This window comes from Sinorhizobium sp. BG8 (assembly GCF_016864555.1).
In the GTDB taxonomy this organism is placed as follows: domain Bacteria; phylum Pseudomonadota; class Alphaproteobacteria; order Rhizobiales; family Rhizobiaceae; genus BG8.
Genome location: NZ_CP044011.1, coordinates 3,432,149 through 3,446,092, shown reverse-complemented (window position 1 = coordinate 3,446,092; position 13,944 = coordinate 3,432,149). Strand labels below are relative to the sequence as shown.

Sequence of the window (13,944 nt, the reverse complement as noted above, 5' to 3'; positions counted from 1 at the left end):
TACCGGCCCTTTCGATTCTGCGGAGGAATAAATAACGGAGCGTACACGGCAAATTGCCTTGGCGCTGATGCGTGAAGCGGTGGATAATAGCGGAACTGTCCGTTCTTTGCCGCCGGCCGCACGACGGTGCCCCTTGCGGGCACGGCACGCGCCGGGCAAAAGTTGCAAGGAGCGCGCAGATGCCCGGCCACGGATATGGACATCCCATTTCTGCCGTATCCATGGCCAAGAGTGGAAGCTTCCACGACTGAACGAAAAGGACGCCAGACATGGCCTTGAGCAACAGGTCCAAATCTTTCCATGCGGTCACGGTCGCAGCCGGTCTTTCGGTGCTGACCGTCGGCGCGGGCGGTTTGCCGACCTCTGCATTCGCCCAGAGCCCGGCGCTGGCCGCCGGACCCTCCTCGATTGCCGGTCCGGCTTCTGTTGCCGACCTGGCGGAGGGGCTGCTTGACGCGGTCGTCAACATCTCGACGTCGCAGAACGTCAAGGAGGAGGACAAGGGGCCGACACCGCAGGTGCCCGAAGGATCTCCGTTCCAGGACTTCTTCGACGAATTCTTCAACGGCGAAGGCGGCGAGGGCGGACCGCGCACGGTCAACTCGCTGGGGTCCGGTTTCGTCATCGATCCCTCGGGCTTCATCGCGACGAACAATCACGTCATCGAAGGGGCCGACGATATCGAGGTCAATTTTGCCAATGGTACGAAGCTGAAGGCGAAGCTGGTCGGGACCGATACAAAGACCGACCTCGCATTGCTGAAGGTCGAGCCGAAGACGCCGCTCAAGGCCGTGCCCTTCGGCGATTCGAGGGGCATGCGCATCGGCGACTGGGTCATGGCCATCGGCAATCCGTTCGGCCTCGGCGGCAGCGTGACGGTCGGCATCATTTCCGCGCGCGGACGCAACATCAATGCCGGCCCCTACGACAATTTCATCCAGACCGATGCCGCCATCAACCGCGGCAATTCCGGCGGTCCGCTGTTCAACATGAAGGGTGAGGTCATCGGGATCAACACGGCGATCATCTCTCCTTCCGGCGGTTCCATCGGCATCGGCTTCTCGGTACCGACCGAGCTTGCGGAGAACGTCTTCACCCAGCTCAAGGAATTCGGCGAGACGCGCCGTGGCTGGCTGGGCGTTCGAATCCAGCCGGTGACGGACGACATCGCCGAGAGCATCGGCATGCCCGAGGCGAAGGGCGCGCTCGTTGCAGGGATCATCGAGGGCGGACCTGTCGACAACGGCGTCATCAGGACGGGCGACGTCATCGTCCGCTTCGACGGCAAGGATGTGGAAGAGATGCGCGACCTGCCGCGTGTGGTCGCCGAGAGCCCGGTCGGCAAGGCCGTGGACGTGGTTGTCGTGCGCGACGGCAAGGAGCAGACTGTCAAGGTGACGCTCGGCCGTCTCGAGGATGGCGAGAAGCTGGCCGAAGCCAGTACCGAGGCGGACAAGCAGGGGACGACCGACAACAAGCAGGAGGCGAACCGGCCTGCCGCGACGCCGGTACTCGGCATGACGCTCGCACCGCTCGATGAAGTCGCGCGCAAGAACGGCGGCATTTCCGAAGGCGTGCAGGGCGTGCTGATTACCGCGGTCGAGCCCAATTCCGCCGCTTCGGAGCGCGGGATCGAGGTCGGCGACGTGATCGTGGAGATAGGACAGGAAGCCGTGACATCGCCGGATGAGGTGAAGTCGCGCATCGCAAAGCTCAAGTCCGAAGACCGCCGTAACGCACTTCTGATGATTGCCAATAAGTCCGGCGCGCTGCGCTTCGTGACCGTGCGCATGGAGTAGCGCGCGCGTTTTCCCGAATCCTGTCAGGCGGTTGCCGGAAAACGTGAAGAAACGGAATCATCCCGTCCGTGGGATGATTTCAGACGCTTCGTTACTTCGGTGATGACTTCGGGGCCTAGCGGGCCTGGCGTTCCTGCCAATCGGCGCGCGACATGGCATAGAACACGTGTCTCCTGAGGTCCGGACGATCTTCGCCCACACGCGGATGATCGAAATCCCGGGCCGGGTCACGCTTCATGCCTATGCGTTTCATCACCGCGGTCGAACGGCGGTTGGCCGCGACGGCGAAGGAGACGATCTCCGGAAGGGCGAGGTCCTTGAAGCCGTAGGCAAGCAACGCCAATGCCGCCTCGGTGACGTAGCCGTGCCCCCAATGCTCCGGTGCCAGCCGCCAGCCGATTTCGACCGTGCCCTCCGGGAGGCACGGTTCCAGGCTTGCCCTGTTCAGCCCACAGAAACCGATGGCCTCGTTCGATCCCCTCAGCGCCAGGGCGAAGAAACCGAGGCCCGAATTCGCGATCGCGCTGATGAGCCTGTCGAAGAGGGTATCGCTCTCCGCGCGATTTCGGCGGAACGGAAAGAACGCCATGACCTGCGGATCGGAATTGATCCGGAAGAAGAGGTCGCGATCAGCCTCCACCCAGTTGCGTATGATCAGCCGCTCGGTGGACGCGATGGTCACGGGTGCACGAAATCCGACTGGCGATAGCCCTGGATGTAGAGAAGGGCGGAGAGGTCGCCGTGGTCGATGCGGAGCTTCGCCTCGGCTGCGACCGCCGGCTTGGCGTGAAGCGCGACGCCGGAGCCCGAAAGATGCAGCATTCCGAGGTCATTTGCGCCGTCACCGACGGCGATCGCTTCCTCAGGTGAAATGCCGAGCCTTACCGAAATCTCGTTGAGCGCATCGACCTTGGCCTGCTTGCCGAGGATGGGTTCGGCGACCTCGCCGGTGAGATAGCCGTTTTCCTCAAGCAGGATGTTCGCGCGGTTTTCCTGGAAGCCGAGTTGATCCGCGATACGGCTGGTGAAGACGGTGAAGCCGCCGGAGACGAGCGCCGTGTAGTATCCCTTGGCCTTCATGGTTGCGATCAGCGCCGGGCCGCCGGGCGTCAGCGTGATGCGCTTGCGCACGACCTCGTCGACGACGGAGATGGGAAGGCCCTTCAACAGGGCCACGCGTTCGCGCAGCGCCGGTTCGAAGGCGATTTCGCCGTTCATGGCGCGGGCGGTGATTTCCGAGACGCGTTCCTTCAGGCCCACTTCGGCTGCCAGTTCGTCGATGCATTCCTGGCCAATCATGGTCGAGTCCATGTCGGCGATCAGCAGCTTCTTCCGGCGGGTCTCCTGTTCCTGAACGACAAGGTCGATCGGGCTGCCGGCGATGAGGGCGAGAATCCGGTCACGTGCCGCCTCAACGTCGGTGTCGTCCCTCAGGACAATGTCGCACGCGACACCGTCGGCCAGCCAATAGAGGCCGGAAGCCTTGATAGCATCTGCCGCCTTTTCGGCGATCACGGGCGTCAAGACAGGATTTGACGGATTGGCGAGAAGCGTGGCAACGAAAGCCATGATGAGAGACCCTGGAAACGATATTGACGCGATCCTGATAACCGGGCCGACCGCAAGCGGCAAGTCCGCGTTGGCGGTTCGCATGGCCGAGGCTCATGGCGGCGTGGTGGTGAACGCCGACAGCATGCAGGTCTACGACACGCTGAACATGCTGACCGCGCGTCCCCAGCCCGCAGACATGGGCGGCATCGAGCATCGGCTCTATGGGCATGTGCCGGCAGGCGCGGCATACTCCTCCGGGGCCTGGCTCAGACAGGCGGCTGAGGTAGTTTCCGAACTCCGCGGTCGCGACAAGCTTCCGGTCTTCGTCGGCGGGACCGGGCTCTATTTCAAGGCGCTGAAGGGCGGTCTTTCCGACATGCCGCCGGTTCCCGCGGAGATTCGCGACGAACTGCGTGCCCGGCTGGCGAGGGAGGGGGCGCAAGCCCTCCACGAGGAGCTTGCGATCCGCGACCGGGCTGCAGCGGCTGTCATCCGCTCAGCCGATGGGCAGCGGATCGTCAGGGCGCTCGAGATCCTGGAGACCACGGGGCGATCGATCACGGCGTTCCAGGCTTCAGCGGGGGAGGCGGTGATTGATCCGGAACGGGCACGCAAGGTGGTGGTCCTGCCCGAACGCGTGCAGCTGCACCAGCGCATCGACCGTCGCTTCGCAAGCATGATGGCCTCGGGCGCAGTGGACGAGGTGAAGGCGCTCCTCGCACTGGACCTGCCGGCCGAAATGCCCGCGATGAAGGCGATCGGGGTTCCGCAGATTGCGGCCATGCTGCGTGGCGAGATGAGCGAGGCCGAGGTGATCGAAAGAAGTTCGGCAGCCACCCGGCAATATGCCAAGCGGCAGATGACGTGGTTCCGCAACCAGATGAATGAAAGCTGGTCGCGCATCTCGTCGATCGACGAGGTGTCATAGCCTCGCAGCACCGGGGCCGCTTCGCGCGTGTTGCGTGCACCGGGGGACTGGGACTTCCGGGGTTACTTGCGGATCAGGCTGCTCAGCGGCTTCTTCAGGAGTTGCTCGCGGATCGAGGGTTCGCGCCGGTGCTCGCCGGCCGAGGCCTCACCGAATGCCGGCGCCGTGCGGGTCGGCTGGCGGTAGGGATCGGGGCTCGCGGCGCGGACCTGGTGCGGATCGGAGGCGAGCTCGCGTCGCATCGCCTCGAACCGATCCTGCGCCGACGGATAACCGCTCGAGGCCGCGGGGGCTGAGCCGGGCAGCATGTCGGGCCTGTAGGGCTCCACCTCCACCCGCGTCGAGGGCCGCTCGACATAGTCTTCCTCGTCCTCGTAGGGGGCATCCTCGTGGCCGGTATTGTCGGGCAGGCCCGCGCCGAGCGTCGCCTGGGCTGCAAGATAGGAGTTCTGGAAGCCTGAAATGTCCGGTCCGGTAACGGAGCGCATCCGCGTGATGATGGACCGGAGATCGACGGTGTTCGGCGTATCGTCGGAAACGACAACGCCGGTGCCGTTCGCCTTGGGTATGCGCGTCGCTTCCACGCGTGAGAAGCGCATTCGCATGGGCACGGCCACGGCCTCGCCGAAGGCTATCGCCTCACCGTTGCCGATGGAGGAGATGAAGCTCGTGGTCGACGAGGAGGAGTTGGGGATCGCCGAACGGATGATCTCCTGGTCGTGATCGTTGGCAAGCCGCATGGCGAAGACGGTCGAGCACTGGGAGAGAATCGTCGGGTCGAGTTCGCCGGGGCGCTGCGTGATGATGCCCAGCGACACACCGTACTTTCGACCTTCCTTGGCGATGCGTGCGATTGCCTGGCGCGTCGGCAGGAAGCCGAGCTTGGGGTCGGCGGGAACGTAGCGGTGCGCTTCTTCGCAGACGACGAGCATATGAACGCCGCCGTTGCTCCACAGGCCGATTTCGAAGGCCATGCGGCAGAGAACCGAAGCGACGGAGTTGACGACTTCCGAGGGGATGCCTGCGAGCTGGAAGGTCGTGACCGGCTTTCCTTCGCCGGGAATGCGGAAGATGCGCGCGATCGTGTCGAGGATCGTGTCGGTGATCGTGTTCGACGAGAACATGAAGTGATAGCGCGGATCGTTGATCGCCGACATGATCTTGACCTTCAGCGATCTGAGATGCGGCTTTTCGGTCCGCCCCTCAAGGCGACCGATGCGCTCGTCGACCAGGGCGAGAAGATCGGCAACGCGGAAGGGAACGGGCGTATCCGCGGTGATGGAGCTCTTTTCCGTCGCGCGGCGCATCAGGCCCGAATCGTTCGAGCCGCGGAACGCCTTCTTGGCTTCCGGTATGAGGTCGCGCAGGATGTCCATCTCCTCCGCGACCGGCGGACGCCCGCGAAAGATGACTTCCGCGAATTCCTCGAGCCGGAACAGCCAGAACGGAAGATCCAGCGTATCCGTGTCGATGGTGACGGCAAGGTCGCCGAAGGCCGCGGCGAACTCGTTGTGCGGATCGAGAATCAGCACCCTGAGCTTCGGGTCGGACTTGATGGCCTTATGGAGCAGAAGCGTCACGGCGGTCGACTTGCCGACGCCGGTGGTGCCGACGATCGCGAAATGCTTCTCGAGCATCGAGGGGACGTGGATCGTCGCGTCCAGGCTCTCGTCCTGCGTCAGCTTGCCGATCGAGCACACATCGCTGAGACCGGTGTCATAGACCTTGGCGAGGTCGGAAGCACGGATGCGGTGGGCGATCGAGCCGAGATAGGGATATTGCGTGATGCCGGCGGAGAACTCCTCGCGACCGTCCCGTCCGACATGGACTTCACCGAGGAGCTCGACCTCGACGCGAAACACGGTATCACCGTTCTCGGACCAGCTCTCATGATCAGTCTGCATCGCATAGACGAGCGCAACGACACGGTTGCCGGCGACGGAGATGGAGATGAGGCGTCCGACGGACCAGAGTTCGGTCAGCGACGTGGAGCCGCTTTCGGCCACCGCGCTGATCGTGGCGCGGGAACCGCTGCAAGCCACGACCCGGCCAAGAAGCCGGTTTCCTGCTGCCATGTCATCTCTGCGATCCTGTTCGCCAGCGGCGATCGAAGTCTGGAGGTCATTGTTCAGCAACGCGGATACTCCTCGCCATTCAACGGGCAGTATACAAGGGACCGCTTAACAACCCGTTTCGCGTCGGGACGGCTCGAGCGCTGTACCGAGTTCCGCAAACCGCCGGATGTGCCGAAACGGGACGATACCCGTAGGCGAGAGGCTCGATCCCATTGGATACAGGCGAAATCGAGGTCCGCAGGCTCACGCGTTTTTTGCCGCCGCCTGCGTTGACGCACGTCATTATTGTGGCTATCAATTCGCCCCATGAAAAATATCGCGATCATTCTTGTGGTGGGACGGCGCATGGGCAGGGTGGTGTAACCACCCGGCGAAAGCACCCATGCGCGGTAAGCAGGCTCCTCTCGGGGCCTTTTTTTATGCCCTCGAATTCGATAAGCACACTTCTAAACGAAAAACGGACGGAAACACTCCGATGAGCGATCAAGACAACCAGATGACCGGCGCGGAAATCGTTCTGCAGGCACTGAGGGACAACGGAGTCGAACATATATTCGGCTATCCGGGCGGGGCTGTCCTGCCGATCTACGACGAGATCTTCCAGCAGGACGATATCCAGCACATCCTGGTGCGCCATGAACAGGGCGCCGGCCACATGGCGGAAGGCTATGCCCGCTCGACCGGCAAGGTCGGCGTCATGCTGGTCACGTCAGGCCCGGGCGCCACGAACGCGGTTACCCCGCTGCAGGACGCACTGATGGACTCGATCCCGCTCGTGTGCATTTCCGGCCAGGTTCCGACGACGCTCATCGGGTCGGATGCCTTCCAGGAATGCGACACGGTCGGCATCACCCGGCCCTGCACCAAGCACAACTGGCTGGTCAAGGACGTCAACGAGCTGGCGCGCGTCATCCACGAGGCGTTCCGGGTCGCGCAGTCCGGCCGTCCGGGTCCCGTCGTCGTCGATATTCCGAAGGACGTCCAGTTCGCCACCGGCACCTATACCCCGCCAGCGACGTCGCCCGCCCAGAAAAGCTATCACCCGCAGACCCAGGCCGATCCGCGCCGGATCGAGGAAGCCGTTCGCCTGCTGAAGGGCGCGCGCCGTCCGATCATCTACAGCGGCGGCGGCGTCATCAATTCCGGACCGGAAGCCTCGCGGCTGCTGCGCGAGCTGGTCGAGATCTCCGGCTTCCCGATCACGTCCACCCTGATGGGGCTCGGCGCCTATCCGGCATCCGGAAAGAACTGGCTCGGCATGCTCGGCATGCACGGCACCTACGAAGCGAACATGGCGATGCACGACTGCGACGTCATGCTCTGTGTCGGTGCGCGCTTCGACGACCGCATTACCGGCCGGCTCAATGCATTCTCGCCGAATTCCAAGAAGATCCACATCGACATCGATCCTTCGTCGATCAACAAGAACGTCCATGTCGACGTGCCGATCCTCGGCGACGTCGGGACGGCGCTGGAAGACATCGTCCGCCTGTGGCGGGCATCGGCGAAAACCGGCGACAAGGCGCTGCTCGAGGACTGGTGGACCGAGATCACACGGTGGAGGGCGCGCAACTCGCTCGCCTACAAGCCGAACGAGGACGTCATCATGCCGCAGTATGCGATCCAGCGGCTCTATGAGCTGACGAAGGATCGCGACACCTTCATCACGACGGAAGTCGGCCAGCACCAGATGTGGGCGGCACAGTTCTATGGCTTCGAGAAGCCGAACCGCTGGATGACCTCGGGCGGGCTCGGCACCATGGGCTACGGCTTCCCGGCGGCGATCGGTGTCCAGGTTGCGCACCCCGAGAGCCTCGTCATCGACATCGCTGGCGATGCCTCCATCCAGATGTGCATCCAGGAAATGGCCTGCGCCGTTCAGTACAACCTGCCGGTCAAGATCTTCATCCTGAACAACCAGTACATGGGGATGGTGCGCCAGTGGCAGCAGCTGTTGCACGGCAACCGGCTGTCCAACTCCTACACCGAGGCGATGCCGGACTTCGTCAAGCTCGCCGAAGCCTATGGCGGCGTCGGCATGTCCTGCGATAAGCCGGGCGACCTCGATGCCGCAATCAAGGAGATGGTCGACGTCAAGCGGCCGGTGATCTTCGATTGCCGCGTCGCGAACCTCGCCAACTGCTTCCCGATGATCCCGTCGGGCAAGGCGCACAACGAGATGCTCCTGCCGGACGAGGCGACCGACGAGGCAGTCGCGAACGCGATCGACGCCAAGGGCCGCCAGCTGGTTTGATGAAAAGGTAGAAACACGACATGAACGCGCATCTTCAGCCGACGGGTTCGGCCTATTTCATCTCGAAGGAAACGGCGCTTGCCGAAAGCCACACGCTTTCGGTTCTCGTCGACAACGAGCCGGGCGTGCTCGCCCGCGTCATCGGCCTATTTTCCGGCCGTGGCTACAACATCGAAAGCCTTACGGTCTCCGAGACGGAGCACCAGGCGCACCTTTCCCGCATCACGATCGTGACGCGCGGTACGCCGCACGTGCTGGAGCAGATCAAGGCACAGCTCGAGCGGATCGTGCCGGTCCACCGCGTCGTCGACCTGACGGTCCGCGCCAAGGACCTCGGCCACGAACGTCCGCTGGAGCGCGAACTGGCGCTCGTCAAGGTGAGCGGCACGGGGGATCATCGCGTCGAGGCGCTTCGCCTGGCCGATGCCTTCCGCGCTTCTGTCATCGACGCCAATACGGAGCACTTCGTCTTCGAGATTACCGGCAAGGTTTCCAAGATCGACCAGTTCATCGCGATCATGAAGCCGCTCGGCCTCATCGAGGTCTGCCGAACCGGGATTGCCGCGATGAACCGCGGCCCCCAGGGGATGTGACGGGGTTTTTGCCCGCACGATAACGACAGACCTGAAGCAACTTGATGCCGCGGCTTGCCGCGGCATTGTCATTTACGCGCAGGCCGCAGGGGCACGGGGCCGGTCCGCGCATCTGGATGGCCGACGCTCTCGTACGTCGGCGCACCCGCCTTCAACGGGAATGCTTCGACCGGGGCTGCCCGGCGGGATCGCGTCCGTAGCGGTCTTCGTCCTTGCCGGCCGTGCTCAACGGCGGCTGCAGGGGCACGTCCTCCCCATAGAGAATGCGCTCGGCAGCACCGTCGAGATCGTCGTATTGCCCGCGCCTCAGCGACCAGAGAAATGCCATCAGGCCCGCGACGCCGAGTGCGATCGAAACGGGAATGAGGAAAAAGAAGTCGCGCATGTCACGTCCCCCTCAGCAGGGTGTGGACGCTCGGCAGGGTCCTTTGACGCTCATCCTCGCTTCGACCGCCGTCCCGCAGCCGCGTGGCATTGGCAACGACGATGATTGACGATACCGACATCGCCACGGCGGCAATCAGCGGGGTCGCATAGCCGGCAATGGCGATCGGCAATGCGATCGCGTTGTACCCGATGGCGATCCAGATGTTCTGGCGTATCAGCCGATGGGCGGCACGCGCCACGGCATGGGCGAGGGGGACTGCCGAGAGATCGTCCTTCAGGAACACGAAGTCGGCTGCGTTCCTGCCGATATCGGCCGCAGTCGAAGGCGCCATGGAGACATGCGCGCCCATGAGTGCCGGCCCGTCGTTGAGACCGTCGCCCACCATGAGGACCTTTCGGCCATCGCGCGCGAGCGCGCTTATGCGTGCCAGTTTGTCGCCCGGCAGCATGCCACCCTGGAAGCAAGGGATAGAGGTCTGGCGGGCGACCTTGCCGACCTCGGGAGGATCGTCGCCGGAAAGAATTTCCAGCGGCAGACCGCGGTCGGCGAGGGCAGCCACGGCTTTTGCGGCGCCCGAACGAAGGCTTCCCCGGAATGCGAAGGATGCGACGAGCTCGCCGTTGACGGCAAGCGCGGTTCCCTCGGGGGCGCCTCTCGTCCCTGCTGGCATCGGGCTAGCCCACGAGGCTCTCCCAAGCCGGAAGATATCGTGACCCGCGCGCGCCTCGATGCCGTGGCCCGGTTCCTCGCGAACCGTGTCGAAGCGGAACGATGCCGCCGGAAGTGGGCCGGAGGCGATCGACAGCGCCTGTGCATTCGGATGACGCGAATGGGCGGCGATCATGCCTGCCAGCGCCAGCCACTTCGGATCTATCTCGTCGGTGTTCGCCAGGTGAAGGCGACCCGACGTCAGCGTGCCCGTCTTGTCGAAGACGACGTGGTCTATCTCGATCATGCGCTCCAGGGCGGATCCGTCCTTGACCATGATACCGTTCTCGAAAAGTCTTCGGGCGGCGATGACCTGGACCATCGGCACGGCAAGGCCGAGTGCGCAGGGGCAGGTGATGATCAGGACGGCAATCGCGTAGGTCGCCGCCTGATGGAGGTCGCCGCCGATCACGATCCAGGCGAGGAAGGTCGACAGCGCGGCGAGGTGAACGACAGGCGCATAGTGTCGGGAGACGCGGTCGGCGAGGCGGCGATAGGCGGACCGCCCGGATTCGGCCGCTTCCATCATGCGGGTCATTTCGGCAAGAAACGAGTCTTCCGCCTTTGCATCAGAAACAACGGTCAAGGGGCCGGACACATTGAGCATTCCCGCCTGCAGCCGCATGCCGGGTCTCGCAGGCCGGGGCAGGCTTTCCCCTGTCACCAGCGAGAAGTCGAGGTCCGAGGTTCCTGCCTCCACCGTGCAGTCGACAGGTACGCGCTCTCCGGCTGCGATGAGAAGGCGGCGGCCGGGCTCGATGGCTGCGAGGGCCACGTATTGCCGCGTCCCATCGGGCGCGACGGCGAGTGCGCCGCGGGGCGAAAGCCTTGCGAGCCCCCGCACCGCGGTGCGCGTCCTTTCGCGCATCACATGATCGAGCGCCCGGCCGATGAGCAGGAAGAAGATGAGCGACGTCGCCGCATCGAAATAGGCATGGTCGTTGCCCCTGACGGTGTCGTAGAGGCTGAGAAGGAAGGCCGCGACGATGCCCACCGTGATCGGGACGTCCATGTTCGTGCGACCGTGCCGCAGGCTGTGCCAGGCCGAAAGATAGAAGATGCGGCCCGAATAGAGCAGGGCGGGCAACGCGATCGCAGCCGAGACCCAGTGGAGCAGGACGCGGGAAGAGCCATCCGCGCCGGACCAGACGGAGATGGAAAGCGTCATGATGTTCATCGAGGCAAAGGCGGCGACCGCCAGTGCCTTCAGAACGGACGAAAGGCTTCCGTCACTCTCTGTCCGGTCTGCCTCCGCTATGTGGGCGTCGTATCCGAGTGCCGCGAGGGCGGGGAAGGCATCCGGCACCGCACCGTCGGCCCGCCACTGCACTGCGACGGAACGGCTGGACAGGTTCGCCCTCGCGTGGACGACGCCCGGAACGGCGCAGAGAGCCTCCTCGATCGCGTGAATGCAGCCGCCGCAGTGAATGCCGGGGACGGAAAGATCGGTCTGCATGAGCCCATTGCCGATATCCCGGCTCGAGAGCCTAGTCTCGTCCTGCGACGGGGACGGCGGGCCGGTGCCGATCGCGGAGGTTCCGGCCCCGGGGCACAGCAGCTCATCGCCTCAGTCCCGGTCCCGGATCGTCTGGTAGGCGTGCCATGTCGCGTGCCCGAGGAGCGGGAACGAGATGACGAATCCGACCATCCCCGTAACCAGGCTCGCGATCGTCAGCACAAGAACGATCGCTCCCCAGGTGAGCATCACCGGAAGGTTGTTCCAGGCCAGCGAAATGCTGGTGCCCATCGCCGTGAAGGCATCGCTCTTGGTGGCGACGACCATGGGAATGGCGAAGACGCTGATGGCAAAAGCGAAGGCGGAAAAGAGAGCGCCGACCACTGTCCCGACGCTCAGAAGGGCCCAGCCCATCGGCGTGCCGAAAAGCATCGGGACGATCTGGTCGAGGCCCCGGAAGGGCTGCCAGCCGGCAAAGAGCGCGTAGAGCAGAACGGCCGCGCGCATCCAGGCGAGCATCAGCGTGCACAGGATCGCGCCCACGAAAAGCACATGCTGGCCCGTGCCGGGTTCCGGCCGGATCATGGAGGCGAGCGTCACCGGCAGTCCAGCCTCGAGGCGGCGGCTCTTTTCGTAGAGGCCCGTGGCCAGTGCAGGCCCGACGACGAGAAAGCCCGCAAGTGCGGGGAAAAGGGCGTAATCCATCCGCAGATAGTAGAGCCCCGCGACGATGAGGATGGATACCAGCGCCACGCCAGCACCGTAGAGGAGGCTTGGCAGGGGGACGTTCCAAAGATCCCGCCATCCCTTGGCGAGCCAAACGAAGGCCTCGCTTGCCGGCAGGCGCCTGTTGCGATCGACTGCCCTTGGCAGCGGGGGGACGGTTTCCGGAACTTTCATCTCAAATTCCCCCTGTAACCCGTTGGTTCGACGGCCATCGTCAGCACGCGGACCTGGCGGCGCTATAGGTCCCCGGCGTGCCGGTTCCCTGTTTCGTGTGCGCCACGCACTCAGGCTGCGATTTGACCGCCACATAGACCAGATGGGCATTGGCGAAGGCCAGGAGCGCCACCCCCGCCGCCACCAGCAAGAAAGCGACATTGCGCGGTCGCATCGACACCCCGGTCATGAACCGCCTCCGGCCGCAGCATGCTGCGCTCTCAGGTCGTCCACATAGAGTGCGAGGATCTTGATCGATACGGGTGACAGACGCAGGCCCCAGCTGGGCATCTGCCCTTTCCTGCCGTTGAAGACCGTATGATAAATGGTATCGGGGCCGGAGCCGTAGATCCAGAAATGGTCCGTCAGATCCGGTGCGCCCATGTCCTTCTTGCCCTTGGCGTCGTCGCCATGGCAGCTGACGCAGTTCGCCTTGAAGAGCTCAGCCCCGGCATCGATCGCGGCGGCGTTCGCCTCGGTCCGCTCCTCGAGCCCCGAGAGCGAACGGACATAGGTGACCAGCTGAAGGATCGCGGGCCGCTCGATGACGCCGTCGCGTCCAAAGGCCAGCATCTCCGAGACCCGGGTATCGGGCGAGGCGCCGTTGATGCCGACGCGGATGGTTTCAGCGATGGTCTCGGGCTCGTCGCCCCAGAGCATCGGTGCGGCTGCGATGTTGGGGAAACCCGTGTTGCCGGCGCCGCCGATACCATGGCAGGCGGCGCAATTGTCGCCGAACAGGGTGTGGCCGGTCTCGCGCACGACCGCCATGAGATCAGGATCGGCCTTTATCGCGGCGAAATCCTCCTTCTCGATCCGCGCCGTCCAGGCGGCACGGTCGCTGACGCCTTCTTCGAGGCGCTTGTTGACCGTGTTCTTCTGGTCGACGCCGAGCCAGCCCTTGAAGTAGCCACTGCCATAGGGAAAGCTAGGCATGAGCACGGACCAGACGATACCGAACAGGGTGAAGGCGATCAGGAAGAAATAAACCACCTTGGGAACCGGCGTGTTCAGTTCCTTGATGCCATTCCATTCATGGCCGGTGGTCATGTGACCGGTGAAGGGATCGCGCTCTCCTACTGCCATGGCCGGTCCTCGTCGTCAGACACGATGGAAGAGGCCGCCTTTTCGAACCTTTTGCGGTTCGACGGCCAGTAGGCATAGATGAGCACCCCAACCGACAGGGCGATGAGGTAGAAGAGCCCGAAGGATTTGGAGAAGCCCGTGACTGTGTCGTGATCGAACGGCATCGT

General features: G+C 64.0%; 13 protein-coding genes. 4 read left to right on the top strand and 9 right to left on the bottom strand.

Going from position 1 to position 13,944, the window contains the following annotated elements; genetic code table 11:
- The first annotated feature begins 269 nt into the window (after positions 1 to 269).
- Positions 270 to 1,799 (top strand): DegQ family serine endoprotease, encoded by a 1,530-nt coding sequence (locus F3Y30_RS16260; RefSeq protein ID WP_203423754.1) that lies wholly within the window; start codon positions 270 to 272, stop codon positions 1,797 to 1,799.
- 115 nt (positions 1,800 to 1,914) lie between these two features.
- On the opposite strand, the gene F3Y30_RS16255 is transcribed toward F3Y30_RS16260, so the two are convergent.
- Both F3Y30_RS16255 and serB read right to left on the bottom strand, forming a co-directional pair.
- Positions 1,915 to 2,481 carry a GNAT family N-acetyltransferase gene (locus F3Y30_RS16255; RefSeq protein ID WP_203423753.1) on the bottom strand — a complete coding sequence of 189 codons (567 nt, stop codon included), beginning with the start codon at positions 2,479 to 2,481 and terminating at the stop codon, positions 1,915 to 1,917.
- Complete coding sequence (serB, locus tag F3Y30_RS16250; protein WP_203423752.1) at positions 2,478 to 3,368, bottom strand: phosphoserine phosphatase SerB; 891 nt, start codon at positions 3,366 to 3,368, stop codon at positions 2,478 to 2,480. Before serB ends, F3Y30_RS16255 begins: the two co-directional genes overlap by 4 nt.
- On the opposite strand from serB, the gene miaA reads away from it, so the two are divergent.
- Positions 3,367 to 4,278: a tRNA (adenosine(37)-N6)-dimethylallyltransferase MiaA gene (gene miaA, locus F3Y30_RS16245; RefSeq protein WP_203426646.1), complete on the top strand. Its 912-nt coding sequence runs from the start codon at positions 3,367 to 3,369 to the stop codon at positions 4,276 to 4,278. The genes serB and miaA overlap by 2 nt on opposite strands.
- Positions 4,279 to 4,340: 62 nt before the next feature.
- Here miaA and F3Y30_RS16240 read toward each other — a convergent pair whose 3' ends face one another.
- The gene (locus F3Y30_RS16240) at positions 4,341 to 6,413 is read right to left on the bottom strand and encodes an ATP-binding protein (protein ID WP_203423751.1); all 2,073 of its coding nucleotides are present in this window, start codon (positions 6,411 to 6,413) and stop codon (positions 4,341 to 4,343) included.
- Positions 6,414 to 6,828: 415 nt separating this feature from the next.
- Here F3Y30_RS16240 and F3Y30_RS16235 point away from each other — a divergent pair, with 415 nt between their 5' ends.
- Complete coding sequence (locus F3Y30_RS16235; RefSeq protein ID WP_203423750.1) at positions 6,829 to 8,607, top strand: acetolactate synthase 3 large subunit; 1,779 nt, start codon at positions 6,829 to 6,831, stop codon at positions 8,605 to 8,607.
- 20 nt (positions 8,608 to 8,627) lie between these two features.
- Positions 8,628 to 9,200, top strand: coding sequence for an acetolactate synthase small subunit (gene ilvN / locus F3Y30_RS16230; RefSeq protein WP_203423749.1), 573 nt, complete (start codon positions 8,628 to 8,630; stop codon positions 9,198 to 9,200).
- A gap of 151 nt (positions 9,201 to 9,351) precedes the next feature.
- Here the strand turns inward: ilvN and ccoS are convergent, their stop codons facing one another.
- The 6 genes from ccoS to F3Y30_RS16200 all read right to left on the bottom strand — a co-directional run bounded on the left by ccoS (position 9,352) and on the right by F3Y30_RS16200 (position 13,941).
- Positions 9,352 to 9,585, bottom strand: a complete 234-nt coding sequence (ccoS, locus tag F3Y30_RS16225) for a cbb3-type cytochrome oxidase assembly protein CcoS (RefSeq protein ID WP_203423748.1) — start codon at positions 9,583 to 9,585, stop codon at positions 9,352 to 9,354.
- A 1-nt stretch (position 9,586) separates the two neighbouring features.
- Positions 9,587 to 11,752 (bottom strand): heavy metal translocating P-type ATPase, encoded by a 2,166-nt coding sequence (locus F3Y30_RS16220; RefSeq protein WP_203423747.1) that lies wholly within the window; start codon positions 11,750 to 11,752, stop codon positions 9,587 to 9,589.
- Positions 11,753 to 11,863: 111 nt separating this feature from the next.
- On the bottom strand, positions 11,864 to 12,652 hold the full coding sequence (locus F3Y30_RS16215; RefSeq protein WP_203423746.1) for a DUF2189 domain-containing protein: 789 nt from the start codon (positions 12,650 to 12,652) through the stop codon (positions 11,864 to 11,866).
- A 40-nt stretch (positions 12,653 to 12,692) separates the two neighbouring features.
- Positions 12,693 to 12,881 carry a hypothetical protein gene (locus tag F3Y30_RS16210; protein WP_203423745.1) on the bottom strand — a complete coding sequence of 63 codons (189 nt, stop codon included), beginning with the start codon at positions 12,879 to 12,881 and terminating at the stop codon, positions 12,693 to 12,695.
- Positions 12,878 to 13,777: a cytochrome-c oxidase, cbb3-type subunit III gene (ccoP, locus tag F3Y30_RS16205; protein WP_203423744.1), complete on the bottom strand. Its 900-nt coding sequence runs from the start codon at positions 13,775 to 13,777 to the stop codon at positions 12,878 to 12,880. The genes F3Y30_RS16210 and ccoP overlap by 4 nt, the downstream gene beginning before the upstream one ends.
- Positions 13,768 to 13,941 (bottom strand): cbb3-type cytochrome c oxidase subunit 3, encoded by a 174-nt coding sequence (locus F3Y30_RS16200; RefSeq protein ID WP_203423743.1) that lies wholly within the window; start codon positions 13,939 to 13,941, stop codon positions 13,768 to 13,770. The genes ccoP and F3Y30_RS16200 overlap by 10 nt, the downstream gene beginning before the upstream one ends.
- Between the last annotated feature and the right edge of the window lie 3 nt (positions 13,942 to 13,944).

What these genes read in the sequence shown, in the direction of transcription:
- F3Y30_RS16260 (WP_203423754.1), top strand. Translation starts at nt 270, where the DNA reads ATGGCCTTGAGCAACAGGTCCAAATCTTTCCATGCGGTCACGGTCGCA.
- miaA (WP_203426646.1), top strand. Translation starts at nt 3,367, where the DNA reads ATGATGAGAGACCCTGGAAACGATATTGACGCGATCCTGATAACCGGG.
- serB (WP_203423752.1), bottom strand. Translation starts at nt 3,368, where the DNA reads ATGGCTTTCGTTGCCACGCTTCTCGCCAATCCGTCAAATCCTGTCTTG.
- F3Y30_RS16235 (WP_203423750.1), top strand. Translation starts at nt 6,829, where the DNA reads ATGAGCGATCAAGACAACCAGATGACCGGCGCGGAAATCGTTCTGCAG.
- ilvN (WP_203423749.1), top strand. Translation starts at nt 8,628, where the DNA reads ATGAACGCGCATCTTCAGCCGACGGGTTCGGCCTATTTCATCTCGAAG.
- ccoS (WP_203423748.1), bottom strand. Translation starts at nt 9,585, where the DNA reads ATGCGCGACTTCTTTTTCCTCATTCCCGTTTCGATCGCACTCGGCGTC.
- F3Y30_RS16220 (WP_203423747.1), bottom strand. Translation starts at nt 11,752, where the DNA reads ATGCAGACCGATCTTTCCGTCCCCGGCATTCACTGCGGCGGCTGCATT.
- F3Y30_RS16215 (WP_203423746.1), bottom strand. Translation starts at nt 12,652, where the DNA reads ATGAAAGTTCCGGAAACCGTCCCCCCGCTGCCAAGGGCAGTCGATCGC.
- F3Y30_RS16210 (WP_203423745.1), bottom strand. Translation starts at nt 12,881, where the DNA reads ATGACCGGGGTGTCGATGCGACCGCGCAATGTCGCTTTCTTGCTGGTG.
- ccoP (WP_203423744.1), bottom strand. Translation starts at nt 13,777, where the DNA reads ATGGCAGTAGGAGAGCGCGATCCCTTCACCGGTCACATGACCACCGGC.
- F3Y30_RS16200 (WP_203423743.1), bottom strand. Translation starts at nt 13,941, where the DNA reads ATGCCGTTCGATCACGACACAGTCACGGGCTTCTCCAAATCCTTCGGG.